The organism is Corynebacterium lemuris (assembly GCF_024919295.1).
In the GTDB taxonomy this organism is placed as follows: domain Bacteria; phylum Actinomycetota; class Actinomycetes; order Mycobacteriales; family Mycobacteriaceae; genus Corynebacterium; species Corynebacterium lemuris.
In genome coordinates this window covers 17,007-34,876 of record NZ_JANWTC010000001.1, presented here as the reverse complement: position 1 = coordinate 34,876, position 17,870 = coordinate 17,007, and the positions used below count along the sequence as shown (strand labels likewise).

Genomic DNA, 17,870 nt, shown 5'->3' with positions numbered 1-17,870 from the left:
CACGGTGTACATTTTCCCGTGGTTAAGTAAATGGGGGCACCTCGCGTGTCTCCACCGCCTGCCCACACCCCGCCCCCGCCTATCCGGACACAGATAGCCTGGAAGCACGCATACGCCCTGGTTTCACGTGAAACATCGACCCAGTGAAGGCGCCCAATTCATGCCATCCCACCTCACCGAACCGTTCCCCGGCCTATACATCACCCGCCCCACCCCCCTGCCCTTCATGACGGGGGTCGACGTGCGGTCCTATGTACTGGCGGCGCAGCAGGGTCCCGCCATCATCTACAACACCCCCGGAATAGACGACGCGGCCGCGGAGATCCGGAACTTGGGCACCCCCACCCGACTGCTGCTCAACCACCACCACGAAACGATGTACGGCAACCCGGAGCTGTCGGTGCCCGCCTGGATCCACGAACGTGATCGCACCCGGGCGGAGGAGTCCATGACCATCACAGGCACGTTCACCGCCCGGGAGAAAATCGGCCAGGACCTCGAGGTGATACCCAGCCCCTCCCATACGGACGGCACCACCTTCTTCCTGTGGGACAACGGTCAACACCATTTCCTCTTCCCCGGCGATGCGCTCTGGGTGGAGGGCGGGACATGGAAGGCCGTCATCCTCGGGGAGAGTGACCCGCAGGGTTTCCTCGACACCCTCGCCCTCATGCACGATCTCGATTTTGATGTCCTGGTGCCCTGGCACGCCCCCCGCGGCACACTCCCCTACGATGTGGTCACCCCGGAACGGAAACGGGAACAGGTCGACAACCTCATCACCCGCATCGAGGCGGGTGCCTCCGGGGTGCGGGCCTGATCAGTCCCGGGTCCCCTCCCCCTGCGCCGTATCCAGGATGTTGCGCAGCATGACGGGGAAGATCAGGGCGTGGAAGGGTGCGACCGACCACCAGTAGAGCCGGCCCGGCAGCCCGGTGGGGGCAAACAGCGCCCGCTGGAGGTAGGTGCAGCCGGGCTTGCCGTCCTCCCGTTCCTTCACCTCCATGATCAGCCAGGCCCGCCCGTCGACCTTCATCTCCGCGGCGAGAACCAGCCGGCGGGGCGGGTCGAGCTCAGCGACCCGCCACCAGTCGACCCGGTCGCCCACCGCCAGGCGGCGGGGATCACGCCGGCCACCCAGGCCCGGACCGCCGATGAACCGGTCGATGATGCCGCGGATCCGCCACAAGGAAGGTGCGGAGTACCAGCCACTGGGACCGCCGATCCCCTCGACCACCTCCCACAACCTTTCAGCCGGCAGATCGGAATCAGCAGAGCGGACGTCCTCGTAGACGGACTCACCGGACCAGTCGGGGTCAGTGGGCAGGCTGTCGGCCGCATCGCTGACCCGATTCCAGCTGCGGTCCCAGGAGGTGGGCACCCCGCGGTCACGTTCCGCCTTGATGGCCAGTTCCACCGCCCGGGGATAGTCCATGAGGCCACCGGGCGGGTCAGGGATGATCTCGGCGATGCTGTGCTCCTCGGTGACCGCATCCTCCGCCATGGACTGCGCCAGGGGAACCGCGAGCGCGGAGGGCACGGGGGTGACCAGCCCGATCCACGCACCGGAGAGCCCGTCCATGGGCAGGGGCAGCGGGACGGAGAAGATGTACCGCCGCAGACCGTTCAGCTTGCCGTAGATCCGAAGCAGATCTGCGAATTCGTAGGTCTGCCCGCAGCCGATGTCGCAGGCCCGGTTCACGGGTTCGTCAAGATCCGCGGCAGCGACGAGGTAGTAGAGGGTGTCCCGGATGGCCAGGGGTTCGATGCGGTTTTTGATCCAGCGCGGTGCCACCATGACGGGCAGACGTTCGGTGAGGTGCCGGATCATCTCGAAGGAGGCGGAACCGGAGCCGATGAGGGTGGCGGCCCGGAACACCAGGGCCGGGACCTCCCCCTCGAGCAGGATGCGGGCCACCCGTTCACGGGAGCGCATGTGCCGGGACAACTCCGCCAACTCCCGGCCGCGGGGATGCAGGCCGGAGAGATACACGATCTGCTGCACCCCGGCCTCCTCCGCAGCGCGGGCGACGGTGGTGGCTGTGCGCTTCTCGATCTCCTCGAAGTCCAGCCCTTTATCCCCCATCGAGTGCACGAGGTAGAAAACGACGTCCACCCCTTCCATGATGCGGGTGACATCCGCCGGTTCCGTGAGATCCGCCTCGACCAGTTCCACCCCCTCACTCCAGTCGAAGCGGTCCAGGCTGCCGACCCGGCGGGAGGAGGCCCGCACCTGAAAACCCGCGGCCAGCAGTTCGGTGACCAGACGGCCGCCGACGTAGCCGGAGGCGCCGGTGACCAGCACGGTTCGCGTGGGGTGGCGGGCGGTGTAGTCGAGGGTGGGAGGGATGGAGGTGGCCATGCGCCCCAGCGTAGATATCCGGGAGCGGAGACGGAGCCGGGAAGCGGCGCAGACACCAAACTGTGACTGGCGCCACAGGGTGGCTGGAAAATCCCTAAACTTGCAGAAAGGAGGTGTCACTCATGTCCTCAACCACCACAACGACATCAAACGTAACAACCACCACCCGTGACAACAACTGGCTGCTACCCGTGATCACCCTCATCGGTACCGCCGTCGCGATCGGCGTCGCCTTCCTCGGCAGCGGCGCGATAGGCGGAACCCCCATCAACCAGGCCGCCGGCGGTGCCCTGACCGCCGACTCCACCCCGCTTGCCCCCGGCGGACCCGCCTTCCGCATCTGGACCGTGATCTACCTGGGTCTGATCGGCTACGCCTTCTGGCAGCTGACGAAGACGGCCCGGGCCTCGGACCGCCAGCACGCGCTGCGCCCGTGGGCCGTAGCTTCCCTGCTGCTCAACGCGGCCTGGATCTGGATGGTCCAGCTCGGTTCGCTCATCGCCTCCGTGGTGGTGATCGTCGTGCTGCTGGCGGTGCTCATCCGGATCATGTTCATCCTGGGACGCCCCCGCACCGGCGGGATCGTCGAGCAGGTCCTCACCGACGGCGCCTTCGGCCTCTACTTCGGTTGGGTGCTGGTGGCGACCTTCGCCAACACCTGGGCCTGGCTCTCCGACGCTGGCCTGGAGATCCTGCTCGAGGTCCCCCTGGGAGTCACCGGCATCATCGTCGCCGCCGTCGTCGCGGTCCTGGCGGCAATCCTCGACGGCGGCCGGATCGCCCCCGCACTGGCCACCGCCTGGGGCCTGGCCTGGATCGCCATCGCCCGCACCGAGGGCCAGTTTGAATCGCAGGCACTGGTCTGGACCGCCGGGATCGCCGCAGCCGTGGTCCTGCTCTCCCCCGCTGTGGGCCGGTTGCGTCGACGGTGACGGTGACGTGTCCCCTTCGCGCTGCGCATCCACCGGAACCGTGGGATTATTGTTGACTGCCACCCGGCAGAACAACAGCCCCACCGATCAATAAAGGTGCCCGAACATGGTTTCCTTCCCCCGCCCGAACTCCCGCCGCCCGCTGCTGGCCATCGCCGCGACCGGTGCCGCAGCCGCCCTGCTCGTCGCCTGCGCCGAGCCCTCCGAGAACTCCGGTGCGGCAGCCACCACGGATGCGGCAGCCACCGCCGAGATCACCACCCTCACGGTCTACACCTCCGAGCCGGAGGAGAAGGTCGACGAGATCAACGCCGCCTTCATGGCCGCCAACCCGGACATCGAGGTCGAGGTCTACCGCGCCGGCACCGGTGACCTCACCGCGCGCATCGCCGGCGAGAAGCAGTCCGGCGACATCGAGGCCGACGTACTGTGGGCCGCCGACGCCGCCACCTTCGAGACCTACAAGGAGGCCGGCGACCTCGCGGAGCTGCAGGACGTGGACACCTCCGACATCATCGGGGAGGCCGTCGACACCGAGGGCTTCTACGTGGGCACCCGCATCATCCCCACCGTCATCGCCTACAACGCCGACGTCATCGACGAAGCCGATGCCCCGCAGTCCTGGGCCGATCTGGTCGACCCGAAGTACGCCGGCCAGCTGGTCATGCCCGACCCGGCGGTCTCGGGTGCCGCCGCCTTCAATGCCTCGGTGTGGAAGAACGACTCCCAGCTCGGCGAGGACTGGATCAACGCCCTCGGTGAGAACCAGCCGATGATCGCCCAGTCCAACGGCCCGACCTCCCAGGAGATCGCCGCCGGTGGCCACCCGGTCGGCGTGGTCGTCGACTACCTGGTGCGCGACCTCGCGGCCGCCGGTTCCCCGATCACCGCGGTCTACCCGACCGAGGGTGCCCCGTACATCACGGAGCCGGCCGGTGTCTTCGGGGATTCCGACCAGAAGGAGGCCGCGGAGCGCTACATCAGCTTCCTGCTCTCCGAGGAGGGCCAGCAGATCGCCGTCGACCAGGCCTACCTGCCGGTGCGTGAGGACGTCGGCACCCCGGAGGGCACCCCGGCACTGTCCGACATCGCCCTGATGACCCCGGACCTGCAGGTCGTCACCGAGGACAAGGACGCAGCCGTCGAGCTGTTCCAGAACGCCATGCAGTAGACATTAGACACATGCGTTCACTGTCCCTGATGCGCGTCGGGGTGTGGCTGGTGGTCCTCGGACTGTTCGTCACACCCCTGGCGCTCGTCGTCGCCCTCGCCGCCGGCGGCAACCAGATCCCCACCCTGCTCGACCAGGGCCTGGGGCAGGCCGTGTGGAACTCGACCTACACCACACTGCTCTCCGCCCTCGGCGCCGTCATCGTCGGCACCGCCATCGCCCTGCTGCTCGACCGCACGAACGCGGCCGGCACCACGGTGCTGCGGCTGTTCCTGCTCTCCCCGCTGCTCATCCCGCCCTTCATCGGGGCGATCGCCTGGCTGCAGCTCTTCGGCCCGAACCAGGGCCTCAACCGGTTCTTCGGCACCGAGATATGGGACATCTACGGGGCGGACGGGGTGACCTTCCTGCTCATCCTGCATTCCTACCCCATCGTCTACGTCATCGTCTCCGCCGGACTGCGCTCCATCCCCTCCGACCTGGAGCAGGCCGCGCGCATCAGCGGGGCCGACACCGCCACGGTGCTGCGGACGGTGACCCTGCCGCTGCTGCGCCCCGCGCTGCTCTCGGCCTTCACGCTGACCGCGGTGGCCAACCTGGCGGATTTCGGCATCCCGGCCTTGTTGGGTTCCCCGGCCCGCTTCGAGACCCTGGCCACCATGATCTACCGCTTCATGGAATCGGGCACGGTGGGCAACCCGCTGCAGGTGGTCTCCACGATCGGGGTGCTGCTGCTCGTGCTCGGCATCGGTGCCGTCACCGCAGACCACCTGGTGGCCAACCGTGCGGCCTCCAAACTCCAGGACACCGGGCAGGCCACGCGCTTCGACCTGGGTGGCGCCCGGTGGCCGGTCACTCTCACCGCCTGGGTGCTGGGCCTGACGCTGACCCTGGGCCCAATCCTGGGCCTGGCCTACCGTGCCCTGCTGCCCGCCCCCGGTATCCCCCTCACCCTGGACACCATCACGCTGGAAAATTTCCGCCGTTCTCTGGACAACCCCCGCGTCGCGGATGGTTTCAGCAACTCCGTGACCCTGGCGGTGGCCACGGCCGTGATCGCGGGCGTGCTCGGCTGGCTCATCGGCCTGCTGGTCACCCGCACGCGCTTCCTCGGCAACACCGCCCTGACGCTGACCGTGCTGCTGCCCACGGCGCTGCCCGGCCTGATCATCGGTGTCGGCTGGCTCATCCTGGGCCGCTACACCGGCATCTACAACACCATGTGGGTGATCCTCGGTGCCTATGTCTGCGCCTTCACGGCGATGGTGCTGCAGGCGGTGCGCGCCCCGCTGCAGAACACCCCGCTCGCGGTGGAGGAGGCCGCCCGCATCAGCGGCGCCGGCCGCCTCCGGGCGCTGCTGAGCACCACCGGCGCGATGGCCATCCCGGCGGCTTTCTCCGGGGCGGTGCTCGTCGCCGTCACCGCCGTGCGTGAGTTGACGGTGTCGATCCTGCTCATCGCGCCCGGCACCACCACCCTCGGCGTGCAGGTGTTCAACCTGCAGCAGGCCGGGAACTACAACCAGGCATCGGCGCTGTCGCTGATGTTCGCGCTCGTCGGTATCGTCGCCCTGGCGTTGACCGTGCGCTCCCCGAAAGTCAGGAGTTGACCGTGTCGGCCATCGACATCCACGATCTCACCGTCACCTTCCCGGACGGCACCACCGGCCTGGCGGACGTGAACCTCAGCGTCCGGCCGGAGGAGTTCGTCGCGCTCATCGGGGCCTCGGGTTCCGGCAAGACGACGCTGTTGCGCACCATCGCCGGTTTCCTCCCCGCCAGCCGGGGGCATGTGGCCCTCGGGGGGCAGGACGTCACACGGGTGCCGCCGGAGAAACGCGGCATCGGCATGGTCTTCCAGCAGCACGCCGTGTGGCCCCACATGACGGTGGCGGCGAACGTGGCGTACCCACTCAAGCGCAGAGGTGTCGTGAAGCAGGAGCGTGAGGAGCGCGTCGCCCGGGCCCTCGAGCTGGTCGGCCTCGACGGCTTCGGCCGCCGCCGCCCGGATTCGCTCTCCGGCGGGCAGCGCCAGCGCGTGGCCCTGGCGCGCGCCATCATCGCCGAGCCGACGGCCCTGCTTCTCGACGAAGCGCTCTCCGCCCTCGATGAACCCCTGCGCGACAACCTCCGCCGCGAACTGGTGACGCTGACGCGCCGTGAAGCTTTGACCACCGTGCACGTCACGCACGACCGCTCGGAGGCGTTGTCGATCGCGGACCGCGTCGTCGTGCTGGGTGCGGGGCGCATCCAGCAGATCGCCACGCCGCAGGAACTCGTGCAGCGCCCCGCGACCGCGCAGGTCGCCGCCTTCATCGCGGACGCGACGCTTCTCGACGCCGCGTACGGCACCCACGTCACCGCCGGCCCACTGAGCTGGAACCGGGACGAGGTGGAGTTCCTCGGCACCGCCGAGGCCCTGACCCTGGCCGTCCTGCCCTCCGCCGCGGAGGTGTTGCCGGCGGGTACCCCGGGTGCGCTGGACGCCCGGATCCGTTCCGTGCTCTACGACGCCGGCGACTGGTCCGTCACCCTCGACGCCCTGGACACGGTCTTCCGGGCGACGGTGCGCGGCACCCGCCCCGAGGTCGGCGACCCGGTGGGCATGCGCATCCGCCGGCCCCTGGCCTACCCGGCCTGATTACCTGGCCAGCTCCGGGGCACCACCGATGTACTGCACCATGCCCACGTGCTGGAGCGCATCGATGAGGATGAGGCTCAGGCGGCCCTGAACCGTCTCCGGCTCACCCTTGAACTCGCCGATGACCTTGTCGAAGTCGGAGGGCTCGATACTCTCGACGTACTTACGCAGGGCGTCAAGCGAGTCGGTGATGTAGTCGACCAGCAGGTCGCGGTCCTCGATCACGATGGAGACGGCCTCCTCCGGGCTGTGGCCGAAACCGGTCTGCTCACCCGCCGGCCCCAGGTTGAAGCTGGCGCGGTAGTCCTGCTCCTCCCACACCTGCGGCTGGCCCGCGAGCGCCGCCGCACCCATCAGATCCAGGACGCGGCCCGCGTGCCACAGGTTCCACGCGGCGGAGTTCGGGTGGCCGCCCGGTTGGGTGTTCAGCTGCGCCGGGGAGAGCTGCGGGAGACGCTCAAGATTGGCGGTCGCGCGGTCGATGAGGTTGAGGTATGCGTCCTTGATGTCCATGGGTCAAGGGTACGCCTGGTGCTTTGCGGGTTGAATGCGCGGTGGACCACCCCGGGTGTCTGGAACGCCACACTGGGCGATGATTCCGGTGGGCCGGAATCTTCCCGGTGTGCGACATTTCAGTCAGACCGAAAAAACTCTCCGGACCGGAGTCAGAAGTCCCCATTCACAGCCACGCGCCCTCCGAATGAGGGAAACTCTGTCAGCTCTCCCCCGCCCGCACAGCGATGAGCGCGGCCTCGACGCGGTTGCGTGCCCCGGTGGAACGGAGGATCGAGCTGACATGGACCTTGACGGTGCCCTCAGCCAGAAAGAGCTCGGCCGCGATCTCCGCATTCGCATACCCCGCACCGAGCAGACGAAGCACCTCCTGTTCGCGCTGCGTCAGGGCATCGAAAAGCGCCCGGGCGTGAGTGGCGCGGTCGAGCTCCGCGCGGTCCCGGCCGAGGAGGAGCCTGCGTGCGATCTGCGGGGAGAAGAAGGCCCCACCGCCCGCCAGCGCCTTGACGGCCATGACCAGTTCCAGCGGGTCACCTGATTTCAGGACGAAACCGTCAGCGCCCAGACGCATCGCCTCGGCGATGTAGTCATCCTCACCGAAGGTGGTGACGATCAGGCAGGGCACCTCGATACCTTCCCGGCGCAGTTCCGCCAGCACCTCCAGACCGGACAGCCCTGGCATCCGGATATCCAGCAGGACCACGTCCAGGCTGCGCGCCCGGATCCCGGCGAGCGCCTCAATCCCGTCACCTGCCTCGGCGACCACGGAGATGTCCGGGTCCGTCTGGACGATGCCGACGACACCTGCGCGGACCATCGCCTCATCATCCGCCACCAGCACCCTGATCACCGGTCCTCCGATCCCACATAATTGATCCCGGTGACCAGGCCGTCAGCGAAACAGACCCGGTAGACATCACCGGAGGCGTCATCGAAAGTGTTCGGGGTGACAGCATAATCGTGACAGCCCTCCCCCGGCGTCGGCCTGAGCTCCCGGTCGGGCAGGAGCTCTCGCGTGGCCTCCTCGGTGTCCCCGACACTGATGGCGGCGAAATCCTCCGCCGGGAGGTGGGCGCGGGTGGTCTCCTGGATGAGCAGGGTCTCCACCAGTCCCAGCGCCATGAGCACAGCGAGCACCGCTGCCGTGATGATCATCCGGCCCCGCCTGCGCCCACTAGCGAGAATCTGGTGGTCAGTGGGGGGATCGCAGCTGTCCACCACCGCGTCCGGGTGCGCCGGGACACGGGCGGTGAGGCTGAACCGCTGCCCGGTGTCGTTGATCTCCAGGTGCCCACCGGTCTCCTGGAGGCGCTGTGCCAGGGCCGCCAGGCCAGTGCCGGAGCCCTGCGCTGCCGGTGCCGCCCGGGTGGGCAGCGGGTTGGAGATGTCGACTGTGGTGCCACCTTCGTCTGCCCGGACAAACACTGTCACCGGCTGCCCCGGGGCATGTTTGGCGGCGTTGGTGAAGGCCTCGCGGACCACCCGGACCGCCTCAAGGGGAACCAGTGCACCGGGTTGGGGCAGCGTGTGGACATCCAGCTCCACTCCGGCGGTACGGGCCCCGTCCAGAACCTCACTGAGCGAGGGGTCCCGGGGTGTCCCGGGGGCCGCACCGCTGCGGAGTCTGGCCACGGAATCCCCCAGTCGCAGTACGGCGTCCCCCAGCTGGGCACGGGCCGCACCCACCGAGGCCTTCGTCTCCGCGCTCAGACTCTGGTCCAGCTCCAGCCGACCCAGATTCAGTGCCACGAGGGACAGGGCATGGCCGAGATCATCATGCAGGGTCTCCGCCAGGGCGATTCGTTCCGCGTCGCGCTCCCGCCGCAGGTTCTCCACTTGTTCCCTCCGCCGCTGCCGAGCCGCCTCCGCGGCCTGGTGGCGAACTTTTCCACGCAGCTGCCACGCGAAACCCAGCAACCAGGGGAAACCCGCCCAGACGATGAGGAATCCCAGTTCCCGCACCAGCAGGTACCAGCCGTCGAAAGGCCGCGCCCCGAGGAGCAGAAGTCCACCGATACCGACCAGGCCGACGACCAGGGACAGTCCGATGCCGCGCACCGCCTGGGCGGACAGACCTACCAGCAGGGCCAGCGCCATGATGAGCAGCGGCAGCCAGGGGCCCGCGAGGCTGTCGCTGAGGAAAGAAACAGACAGGGCGATACCGAGAGTGACGGCGAGAAGGACGGTGCTCCAGGATGCCTCCGGTCCCGGGAGATCGTCTCCTCTGTCGGAGGCGAGAATATCTGATGCCATGGCCCAATTCTCCCCCACCACAGCCAACCACTCCTCTGTCGGAAGTCGTTAAAAAGACGTCGGAATCTATGTCTTTCGATATAGATGGTTCACAACCATCGGCAGATTTCCCCGGTGAACTGCGGAAATACTGTCACCGTCATGACATATCCCCCCTCTCAGCCAATCCGCTCCCGAATGTTCCTGCCGCCGACCGGTCTCCTCATCGCGGCTGTCATCACCTTTTTCTTCAAAAAGGAGATCTTCCTGGTGATTTCAGAGATCGGTGTGCAGTTTGGAGGCCTCGTCACCTTCATCGCCTCCTACGGCCTCCTGGCCCTGGCCGTCACTGCCGGAGTCCTGGGTGCCATCGGCTTGGTCGGTGACCGCGCCATGCTCCACCGACTCGTGTTCGGTGGTGCCGGGGTGATCACCGCGTATCTCTCCAGTGAAATCATCAAGCTCCTGGTCCGCGAGGAACGGCCGTGCCGGATGATCGATACCGCCACCGCCATGATCTGCCCTAACACTGGCGACTGGTCCTGGCCATCCAACCATTCGGTGATCGCCGCTGCTTTCGCCACCGCCATCGCCCTCGCATTCCCGCAGCTGGCACGCTTCGTCTATCCGGTGGCGGCGGTCATCGCGCTCTCACGGGTTCTGGCAGGAGTGCACTACCTGCACGATGTCCTCAGCGGCCTGGCGCTCGGCGTGATCGTGGTCCTCGTCGTCATCCATCTGCTCAGACGGTTTCCCGGCGGCTCAGACTCGACCCGTCTCCGGAAGCCGGAATCGGATCCGCATCATCCTGCCGGGGAAGCCGGGAAGGACTCCTCCACCGTTCCTGCCTGATCAGCAGCCGCCCGGTGAGCCCGCAGCGCCCAGAACTGCTGCACGACGATGAGCACGACCACGAGCCCGGCCATGGCAGGCATCCCCCACACGGAGACCACCGGTCCGGCCACCACTCCTCCGAGCGCGCCGGAGATGTTCATGCTGAAATCGCTGCGGCCCTGCAGTGCGGCCCGCAGTTCCACCGGGGCGGCTGCGGTGAGCTGTGCGGAGGAACCCACCAGGGTTGCCGACCAGCCCAGGCCGAGCAGGAGCAGCGAGACCACGACGGCCGTGTCCAGTTGCGAGAAGGGCAGCAGGATCAGTGCGGAGACCAGCATCATCGCGATACCCACACCGATGGTCAGCGGGGTACCCGCCTTGTCGCTGAGCAGGCCGAAGACCGGTGCGAGGGCGTACATGCCGCCGACGTGGAAGGAGATGGTCAACCCGATCAGCGTCATGGATGCGCCGTGGCCGTGCATGTGGACGGCCGTCATGGACATGATGGCGACCATCGCGAAGTGCGCGATGGCGATGGAGATGATCGCCGAGAACACCACCGGGTGGTCAGTGACTCGTACCGGTCCCGTGGCCTTCTTCGCGGCCACCGGGGCAGGATCAGGCCGCAGCATCACCTGCAGCACCAGCACCGCGACCAGCTGCGCCAGGATGCAGACCAGGTAAGCCCCGGCGAAAGGCTGCAGGCCGAGCGCCGCACCCAGGGCTTCTGTCGGAGCGAAGAGGTTGGGGCCGAGGATCGCCCCGATCGTAGTTGACCACATGACCAGGGAGATATTGCGGCCCTGGTTCTCCTCGCTGAGGTCGGCGGCGGCGAAGCGGGCCTGCAGGTTCATCGCCACCGCCCCACCGAGGAGGAAGAAACCGAGGAGCAGCAGGGGGAAGAACCTGGTCTCTGCGCTGGCCAGGGCCAGCAGCGCACCGCCCATGCCGAGGAGGAGGCCGGCGCTCAACGAGGCCCGCCGTCCCCGTACCCCCACGATCCGGGCCAGAGGGATCGCCCACAGACCAGCGCCGACGGAGGTCACGGTGGCTGCTGCCCCGCCCCACATCGTCCCGGCGAGATCCGCGGCGAGCAGCGCACCCATGGAATAGGTGACGCCATGCCCCAGACCCGCCAGGACCTGGGCGATCATGAGGGCGGTGAGGACGCGACGCGTATAAACAGTGCTGGGCATGGGCTTCAGCCTAGGGCAGATCAGCTGAGCAGGATCAAGGTGATGCCAGCGACCCCGAAACCGGTCAGACTCAGCGTCATGGTCGCGACAGCCCCAACCGGAGCGCGGACGCGCCCTGCTGTCAGGCCCTTGACCGAGGCGCGGTGCCGGGCGCGTTGGGAGGCGTAGATGCCCAGCGCCATCACCACCATCAGCCCGATGAAGCCCACGATGACGAGTCCGAAATGGGGCAACCAGCGCAGCAGGATGGCGCTGCACACCGCATAGGACACGGTGGTGCGGGTCCAGGCGAGGGTGGTCCGCTCCGGCTGGAGGCCGGGATCGTCGTGGATGAGCGGAGCCGACATCAGAAGAGCATCACGATCGTGAGCACGCAGGCGCACACCGCAGCCACAGACAGCAGCGGCACGATCGCCGGGATGGGCAGGGGACGCTTATGGCGCATGGCGCGTTCCACGCGCAACCACCGCATGGCCGCGCCTCCGGAGATCAACAACCCGATGGCGACCACGAAGATGGCGGTGAGGGTACGGATCTCATCGGAGATCTGCTCCAAGGGGAAAGCGGCGAGCGCGATCCCGCCGGCCAGGAAGGCCAGGGAGGTCCGCGTCCAGGCCAGGAAGGTGCGTTCGTTGGCAAGCGTGAACCGGGGGTCGGGTTCCTCTCCCCCGCCGAGGACACGGGTCTCCCAGCTACTACGCGCGGTGGGGTGCTCTGCTGCCTGGTGGTTAGCCGGGGGTGAGGATGAGGCTGGGGAGGTCATGGTTTTTCGGGTCCTTTCACGGCGGTGGTCCGGGGACTGAGTTTCGGGAATTCTTCGAGTGCGAACATCTGCAGGGCCTCAAGGCGTGCGTTCTGGGAGTTGCCCTGTGGGTACACCAGCCGCAGGGAATTCTCGGGGAGCTTGTTGGTGATGTTGCGGAAGGCCAGCGGTAACCCGTCATGGGTGTCTTTTCTGCCTGGGCGTCCCAGAACAATGTTGTACCCGAACCCGCGGGCCACCAGCGACCGCAGGGTGTCGACATTCCGCACCTTCCACCTGATGTTGGGGGTGAAACCCGCGCTGAGGAGGATCGAGTTGGCCAGGTTCAGCGCCGATGTGAGGCTGAGCAGAATGGCGTCCTCGCCTTCGAGCTGCTCGAGAGACAGTTCCTCGAAGGCGGCCAGGTGGTGATCCGGTGACAACATGACCTGCGGACGGAACTGCGCTACTCCCACGGATTCCAGGTCCCGCGGCACCTGCAGCTGGAACATGAACGCGGCGTCCAGCTGGCCCTTCTGGAGTTTTTCCTCCAGTTCCTCGGAGGAGGCCTCCAGCACCTCCACCTCCACCCGCGGATGCGAGCGGGAGAAGTGCTCCAGGATCGGTGGAATAACCCACGGGGACAACGTCTCGAAGCAGCCCACCCGCAGCGGACCCACCAGTTCCCCCTGAATCATCTCCACCGCCGACTCGAAGTTCTGTGCTGCTGCCAGCACCTGGCGGGCGTGAACGACCAGCTCTTTTCCGATGGCGGTGAGGTAGGTGCCCTTAGCCCGCTGCCTGACCAGTAGTTTGGCCCCGATGGATTTCTCCATCGTCCCCAGGGCCAGGGAGAGCGCACTGGGGGTGAGAAAGAGCTGGTCGGCGGCGGCTGCAACCGTTTCATTGTCCGCAACGGCGACGAAGTACTCCATCTGGCGGAGCGTCACATTGGCAAACATAAATATTCCTTAGGTTTTTAACAAACAAGATTCGTTTTTCAAATGTTGTGTGTTAGATCATACTTGATCCAGTCAAGTAACCCAGGAGACAAAATGAACCTTCATCCTTATGTCGTGACCCTCGGCACTGCGGGCGGCCCCCGTTTCTGGGGTGCCGGTCCGCAGCAGGGACACAGCTGCGGCATCTCCACCGCCGTGGTGGTGGGCGATGCGGTCTACCTCGTGGACTGCGGCCGTGCATCCGCCTCCCAGTTCGCCGCCGCCGGCCTGAACCCAAAGCAGCTGCGCAGCATCTTCATCACCCACCTCCACTCCGACCACGTCGTCGACCTCCCAGGTTTCCTGCTCTTCGGCTGGATGATGGCGGGGCGGCAGGACACTCCCGTCAAGGTGATCGGCCCCGGTGACCGCGGAATGCTCCCCGCCGTCAACCCGAACGCCGCCGGACCGGTCGCCCCGCAGTTCCCGGACGCCCCCACCGCCGGGACGGTGAAGATGGTCGAGCATCTCTTCCGCGCCTACTCCACCGACATCACCGACCGGATGCTCGATTCCCTGCGCCCCTCGCCGTACACGGTCTTCCAGCCGGAGGACATCGAGGTCCCGGCCGAGACAGGCTTCCACCCGAACGACAACCCGACCCCGGACGATGTGGAGCCCTTCGTCATCTACCAGGATGAGCTGGTGACGGTGACCGCCACCCTGGTCGCCCACCCGCCCGTCGCGCCGGCCTTCGCCTTCCGCTTCGAGACCGCCGCCGGTTCCGTGACCATCTCCGGAGACACCGCCCCCTGTGACAACCTCGTCCGCCTGGCCGCGGACACGGACCTGCTGCTGCATGAGGCGATCGACATGGACTGGGCCGCTGCCGCCTACGCTGATGTCTCGGCCGCCACCCGGGAGGCCACTCTCGAGCACCACCGCAAGTCCCACACCACCCCGGAGCAGGCAGGCCAGATCGCCACCGCCGCCGGTGCGCACCGGCTGGCCCTGCACCACCTCGTCCCCGGCAACGCCAGCCCTGAGGTGTGGGCGCAGGCCGGCCGCCATTTCGATGGCCCGCTCCAGATACCGCAGGATCTCGACCACCTGAGCTTCGCCCGCACACCGTCACCCGCCGCCCACCGAATCTAGACAGGAATGAGGAACCGGAAATGACACAGCAGAAACTCCTCCCCACCACGGACCCCTCGGTGAACAAGCCGGCGAACCCGCGTGAGGAAGGCTCCCTCAACACCCCGCACATGCGGCGCATCCTCACCTCAAGCTTCGTGGGCAGCGCCATCGAGTACTACGACTTCCTCCTCTACGCCACAGCTGCGGCCCTGGTGTTCAACCAGGTGTTCTTCGTGGGTCTGAGCCCCGCAATGGCCGCCTTCGCCTCCTTCGGCACCCTCGCCGTCGGTTACCTTTCCCGACCGCTGGGCGGCATGATCTTCGGCCACTTCGGCGACCGTCTCGGCCGGAAGAAGATGCTGGTCCTGTCCATGGTGATGATGGGTGTGGCCACCACCGCGATGGGTCTGATCCCCACTGCCGAGAGCATCGGTTCCCTGGCCGCCGTTCTGCTGATCACCCTGCGCATCGTCCAGGGCATCTCCGTGGGCGGCGAGTGGGGCGGAGCGATGCTCATCGCCCTGGAGCAGGCCCCGAGTGGCAAGCGCGGTTTCGCCGCCAGCTTCGCCAACATGGGCGCCCCGGCCGGCGCCACCCTGGCCACCCTGGCCATGTCGGCGGCTACCCTGCTCCCCGATGAGCAGTTCCTGTCCTGGGGCTGGCGCATCCCCTTCCTGCTCAGCGCCGTCCTGGTGCTCATCGCCCTGATCATCCGCCTGCGTGTCCAGGAGTCCCCGCTGTTCCAGGAGCTGGAGCAGAAGGCCGACGACCGCCGCATGCCGGTGATGGATGTCTTCCGAAATAACCGCCGTCAGCTGGCTATCGGCATCACCGCCGGCGTGGCACAATTCACCATGGCCGGCATGGTCACCGTGTGGGCGGTCAACGAGGTCGTGGCCAACGGTGCCGACAAGACGGGTGTCCTCAACGCCAAGGCCGCCGGTGCCTTCGTCATGCTGGGCGCCACCATCATCAGCGCCCGCCTCTGTGACCGCCTCGGCCGGAAGAAGGTCCTGGCTGCCGGCATGATCGGCGCGATGCTCGCGGTCTTCCCGATCCTCTACCTGATCAGCCTCGGCACGGTCCCGGCCTACGCAGTGGCGGTGATCCTTGGCCAGGGTCTGCAGGGCTTCATGTTCGGCCCCCTCGGTGCCTTCATCGCGGAGCTCTTCCCCACCAAGGTCCGCTACACCGGTTCCTCCGTGGCCTTCCAGACCGCCTCCACCCTGGGCGCCGGCTTCAGCCCGATGATCGCAGCCGCCGTCATGGCCTCCGCTGCCGGAACCGCCCTGCTGGGTGGAATCTGGATCGCAGTCCTGGCAGCCTGCTGCTTCGCGGTATTCATGTCGGTTGAGGGCAGCAAGAAGAACCTGGCTCACATTCAGTAGCTCTCCTGCCCGGACCCGCCGTCCGGGTGCAGGGCAGACAGAAGCACCGGCAGGAATATTCCTGCCGGCGCTTCTGTGTTTCTGTCGGCCGGCAACATTGGGAGCCGCCCCGACCGGAGTGCGCCCCCTCAGAGCTCGAAATAGATCGGTGCGTGGAGCTCGCACCCCGGGCTGAAGAGGTGGGCGCAGTTCGGGCAGGAGGCAGCCGCGGAATACTCCGGGTAGTCCATCGTGTGCCCGCAGGCGCCGCACAGCACCGAGGCCGGGGCGCTCAGAGGCATGCGGCCGAAAGGGTGGTCGGCCAGTTCATGATGGCAGACGTGGCATGCCCAGTACTGCCCGCAGGTGGCGCAGCGGTTGCCCACCACGTCGCGCGGCCCGCGGTAGTGGGCACACCGGCCCTGCTCATCGACGTCGATGCCCTGGATCATCGTGGTTTCCTCTGGGTGTTGAAGCCGTAGCGCCACTTCGCCTCGCGGGTGGTCATTCCGATGGAAGCTGCGATACTCGGCCACGATTTCCCCTCTTCCCGGCCCTGTCTGCTGAGATTACGGACTTCTTTTTCCGTTTCTTCCCTCACCTTCAGGGCTGAAGTAACTCCCGCCGCTCCCGCTCTTCGGTTGCCTCGGCCCCCTCATGGCATCAGTGGGACGGGAAGTGGGCACGGCGTTTTCCTCCTCATAACCGCCAACCTATCCGCGCCCCGAGAGGTCAGCAAGACCCGCCCGGCACCCCACGGGAATCCCCGCACGCTTCTTCTTGTTGACACGTACATGATCACCCCCAACACTCCCTTCCGCCTGACCACCCCCTGGCAGGGCACCGACCCTTTCCTCTTCGCCGTCCACCACCAGGACGCATACCCCGCCGGCGACGCCGCAATGGGCCCCGGTGACGCCCACCCTGAGGGCTGGAGCATGTACCACGGGCAGCGCATCCCCGGTTTCCCCGCGCACCCGCACCGCGGCTTCGAGACAATCACCCTGGTCACCTCCGGTTTCGTCGACCACACCGACTCGGTGGGTGCCTCCGCTCGTTACGGCCAGGGCGATGCCCAGTGGCTGACCACCGGCGCGGGGGTCACGCATTCGGAGATGTTCCCGCTGGTCAATGAGGATTCGCCGAACCCGCTCGAGCTCTTCCAGATCTGGCTGAACCTCCCGCCGGAGAGCAAGACCGCGGCACCGGAGTTCTCTATGCAGTGGGCCGAAGACATCCCGGTCTGGTCCACCCCGGGCGGCGCCGTGCAGATCATCGCGGGCCGTATCCATGATGTGCAGGCGCTCAACCCGCCAGTGAATTCCTGGGCGGCTGATCCCGCGAATGACGTCGCGGTCCTGCTTATCGACGTCACCCCCAACCACTCCCTCACTCTCCCTGCCGCGGGCACCGAGAAGACCCGCCGCACCACCTACGTCTTCGCCGGTGACGCGACCATCGGTGAACACGCCGTCGCCCAGGACTGGGGTTACCAGCAGCTCGGCCGGGAGGAGACGGTTATCACCGCAGGTGTGGAACCGGTCCGGGCCGTCGTCCTGCAGGGCGTGCCGATCAGTGCCCCGGTCGCTCAGCACGGGCCTTTCGTCATGAACACCCGCGCCGAGCTGGGGCAGGCTTTCCAGGACTACCGGGAGACACAGTTCGGTGGCTGGCCGTGGCCGAGCACCGAGGAGGTCTTCCCGCGGGAGCAGGGGCGTTTCGCGAAATTCCCCGACGGGCAGGTTTCGCAGCCTGCAGCTGGGGAGTAAATCCTTTACTCCGCAGGATTCCCCATTGCACCG

Annotated in this window: 18 protein-coding genes; 9 read left to right on the top strand and 9 right to left on the bottom strand. The window is 67.1% G+C overall.

Annotation, left to right across the window (positions count from 1 at the left end; translation table 11 throughout):
• Positions 1-160: 160 nt before the first annotated feature.
• On the top strand, positions 161-820 hold the full coding sequence (locus NYP18_RS00180) for an MBL fold metallo-hydrolase (protein ID WP_259426080.1): 660 nt from the start codon (positions 161-163) through the stop codon (positions 818-820).
• Here the strand turns inward: NYP18_RS00180 and NYP18_RS00175 are convergent, their stop codons facing one another.
• Positions 821-2,362, bottom strand: coding sequence for an SDR family oxidoreductase (locus NYP18_RS00175; RefSeq protein ID WP_259426079.1), 1,542 nt, complete (start codon positions 2,360-2,362; stop codon positions 821-823). It lies immediately after the preceding gene.
• Positions 2,363-2,484: 122 nt separating this feature from the next.
• Between NYP18_RS00175 and NYP18_RS00170 the strand changes: the two genes are divergently transcribed.
• From NYP18_RS00170 to NYP18_RS00155, 4 genes are all read left to right on the top strand, one after another.
• Positions 2,485-3,294, top strand: coding sequence for a TspO-related membrane protein (locus NYP18_RS00170; protein ID WP_259426078.1), 810 nt, complete (start codon positions 2,485-2,487; stop codon positions 3,292-3,294).
• 106 nt (positions 3,295-3,400) lie between these two features.
• Positions 3,401-4,465 carry an ABC transporter substrate-binding protein gene (locus NYP18_RS00165; RefSeq protein ID WP_259426077.1) on the top strand — a complete coding sequence of 355 codons (1,065 nt, stop codon included), beginning with the start codon at positions 3,401-3,403 and terminating at the stop codon, positions 4,463-4,465.
• An 11-nt stretch (positions 4,466-4,476) separates the two neighbouring features.
• A complete protein-coding gene (locus NYP18_RS00160; protein ID WP_259426076.1) occupies positions 4,477-6,075 on the top strand; it encodes an ABC transporter permease in 1,599 nt (532 codons plus the stop codon).
• A 2-nt stretch (positions 6,076-6,077) separates the two neighbouring features.
• Positions 6,078-7,106 (top strand): ABC transporter ATP-binding protein, encoded by a 1,029-nt coding sequence (locus NYP18_RS00155; protein ID WP_259426075.1) that lies wholly within the window; start codon positions 6,078-6,080, stop codon positions 7,104-7,106.
• Here NYP18_RS00155 and NYP18_RS00150 read toward each other — a convergent pair whose 3' ends face one another.
• From NYP18_RS00150 to NYP18_RS00140, 3 genes are all read right to left on the bottom strand, one after another.
• On the bottom strand, positions 7,107-7,619 hold the full coding sequence (locus NYP18_RS00150; protein ID WP_259426074.1) for a DinB family protein: 513 nt from the start codon (positions 7,617-7,619) through the stop codon (positions 7,107-7,109).
• 202 nt (positions 7,620-7,821) lie between these two features.
• Complete coding sequence (locus NYP18_RS00145; RefSeq protein WP_259426073.1) at positions 7,822-8,469, bottom strand: response regulator; 648 nt, start codon at positions 8,467-8,469, stop codon at positions 7,822-7,824.
• Positions 8,466-9,872 (bottom strand): sensor histidine kinase, encoded by a 1,407-nt coding sequence (locus NYP18_RS00140; RefSeq protein WP_259426072.1) that lies wholly within the window; start codon positions 9,870-9,872, stop codon positions 8,466-8,468. The genes NYP18_RS00145 and NYP18_RS00140 overlap by 4 nt, the downstream gene beginning before the upstream one ends.
• A gap of 141 nt (positions 9,873-10,013) precedes the next feature.
• Between NYP18_RS00140 and NYP18_RS00135 the strand changes: the two genes are divergently transcribed.
• Positions 10,014-10,703 (top strand): phosphatase PAP2 family protein, encoded by a 690-nt coding sequence (locus NYP18_RS00135; RefSeq protein ID WP_259426071.1) that lies wholly within the window; start codon positions 10,014-10,016, stop codon positions 10,701-10,703.
• Here NYP18_RS00135 and NYP18_RS00130 read toward each other — a convergent pair.
• Genes NYP18_RS00130 through NYP18_RS00115 form a run of 4 tightly spaced genes read right to left on the bottom strand, consistent with a single transcriptional unit; the run spans position 10,655 to position 13,585 of the window.
• Positions 10,655-11,881 carry an MFS transporter gene (locus NYP18_RS00130; protein ID WP_259426070.1) on the bottom strand — a complete coding sequence of 409 codons (1,227 nt, stop codon included), beginning with the start codon at positions 11,879-11,881 and terminating at the stop codon, positions 10,655-10,657. The genes NYP18_RS00135 and NYP18_RS00130 overlap by 49 nt on opposite strands.
• 20 nt (positions 11,882-11,901) lie before the next feature.
• On the bottom strand, positions 11,902-12,228 hold the full coding sequence (locus NYP18_RS00125; RefSeq protein WP_259426069.1) for a DUF202 domain-containing protein: 327 nt from the start codon (positions 12,226-12,228) through the stop codon (positions 11,902-11,904).
• Positions 12,228-12,644: a YidH family protein gene (locus NYP18_RS00120; RefSeq protein ID WP_259426068.1), complete on the bottom strand. Its 417-nt coding sequence runs from the start codon at positions 12,642-12,644 to the stop codon at positions 12,228-12,230. Before NYP18_RS00120 ends, NYP18_RS00125 begins: the two co-directional genes overlap by 1 nt.
• On the bottom strand, positions 12,641-13,585 hold the full coding sequence (locus NYP18_RS00115) for a LysR family transcriptional regulator (protein WP_259426067.1): 945 nt from the start codon (positions 13,583-13,585) through the stop codon (positions 12,641-12,643). The genes NYP18_RS00120 and NYP18_RS00115 overlap by 4 nt, the downstream gene beginning before the upstream one ends.
• A 93-nt stretch (positions 13,586-13,678) precedes the next feature.
• Between NYP18_RS00115 and NYP18_RS00110 the strand changes: the two genes are divergently transcribed.
• Together NYP18_RS00110 and NYP18_RS00105 are read left to right on the top strand one after the other, a co-directional pair.
• Entirely contained in the window at positions 13,679-14,719 is a 1,041-nt protein-coding gene (locus tag NYP18_RS00110) for an MBL fold metallo-hydrolase (RefSeq protein WP_259426066.1), read from the top strand.
• Between the two features lie 20 nt (positions 14,720-14,739).
• Positions 14,740-16,089: an MFS transporter gene (locus NYP18_RS00105; protein ID WP_259426065.1), complete on the top strand. Its 1,350-nt coding sequence runs from the start codon at positions 14,740-14,742 to the stop codon at positions 16,087-16,089.
• A 128-nt stretch (positions 16,090-16,217) separates the two neighbouring features.
• Here the strand turns inward: NYP18_RS00105 and NYP18_RS00100 are convergent, their stop codons facing one another.
• Positions 16,218-16,520, bottom strand: coding sequence for a CHY zinc finger protein (locus NYP18_RS00100; protein WP_259426063.1), 303 nt, complete (start codon positions 16,518-16,520; stop codon positions 16,218-16,220).
• Positions 16,521-16,862: 342 nt separating this feature from the next.
• Here NYP18_RS00100 and NYP18_RS00095 point away from each other — a divergent pair, with 342 nt between their 5' ends.
• A complete protein-coding gene (locus tag NYP18_RS00095) occupies positions 16,863-17,837 on the top strand; it encodes a pirin family protein (protein ID WP_259426062.1) in 975 nt (324 codons plus the stop codon).
• Positions 17,838-17,870: the final 33 nt, after the last annotated feature.

What these genes read in the sequence shown, in the direction of transcription:
- NYP18_RS00180 (WP_259426080.1), top strand. Translation starts at nt 161, where the DNA reads ATGCCATCCCACCTCACCGAACCGTTCCCCGGCCTATACATCACCCGC.
- NYP18_RS00175 (WP_259426079.1), bottom strand. Translation starts at nt 2,362, where the DNA reads ATGGCCACCTCCATCCCTCCCACCCTCGACTACACCGCCCGCCACCCC.
- NYP18_RS00170 (WP_259426078.1), top strand. Translation starts at nt 2,485, where the DNA reads ATGTCCTCAACCACCACAACGACATCAAACGTAACAACCACCACCCGT.
- NYP18_RS00165 (WP_259426077.1), top strand. Translation starts at nt 3,401, where the DNA reads ATGGTTTCCTTCCCCCGCCCGAACTCCCGCCGCCCGCTGCTGGCCATC.
- NYP18_RS00160 (WP_259426076.1), top strand. Translation starts at nt 4,477, where the DNA reads ATGCGTTCACTGTCCCTGATGCGCGTCGGGGTGTGGCTGGTGGTCCTC.
- NYP18_RS00150 (WP_259426074.1), bottom strand. Translation starts at nt 7,619, where the DNA reads ATGGACATCAAGGACGCATACCTCAACCTCATCGACCGCGCGACCGCC.
- NYP18_RS00140 (WP_259426072.1), bottom strand. Translation starts at nt 9,872, where the DNA reads ATGGCATCAGATATTCTCGCCTCCGACAGAGGAGACGATCTCCCGGGA.
- NYP18_RS00135 (WP_259426071.1), top strand. Translation starts at nt 10,014, where the DNA reads ATGACATATCCCCCCTCTCAGCCAATCCGCTCCCGAATGTTCCTGCCG.
- NYP18_RS00130 (WP_259426070.1), bottom strand. Translation starts at nt 11,881, where the DNA reads ATGCCCAGCACTGTTTATACGCGTCGCGTCCTCACCGCCCTCATGATC.
- NYP18_RS00125 (WP_259426069.1), bottom strand. Translation starts at nt 12,228, where the DNA reads ATGTCGGCTCCGCTCATCCACGACGATCCCGGCCTCCAGCCGGAGCGG.
- NYP18_RS00120 (WP_259426068.1), bottom strand. Translation starts at nt 12,644, where the DNA reads ATGACCTCCCCAGCCTCATCCTCACCCCCGGCTAACCACCAGGCAGCA.
- NYP18_RS00115 (WP_259426067.1), bottom strand. Translation starts at nt 13,585, where the DNA reads ATGTTTGCCAATGTGACGCTCCGCCAGATGGAGTACTTCGTCGCCGTT.
- NYP18_RS00110 (WP_259426066.1), top strand. Translation starts at nt 13,679, where the DNA reads ATGAACCTTCATCCTTATGTCGTGACCCTCGGCACTGCGGGCGGCCCC.
- NYP18_RS00105 (WP_259426065.1), top strand. Translation starts at nt 14,740, where the DNA reads ATGACACAGCAGAAACTCCTCCCCACCACGGACCCCTCGGTGAACAAG.
- NYP18_RS00100 (WP_259426063.1), bottom strand. Translation starts at nt 16,520, where the DNA reads ATGATCCAGGGCATCGACGTCGATGAGCAGGGCCGGTGTGCCCACTAC.
- NYP18_RS00095 (WP_259426062.1), top strand. Translation starts at nt 16,863, where the DNA reads ATGATCACCCCCAACACTCCCTTCCGCCTGACCACCCCCTGGCAGGGC.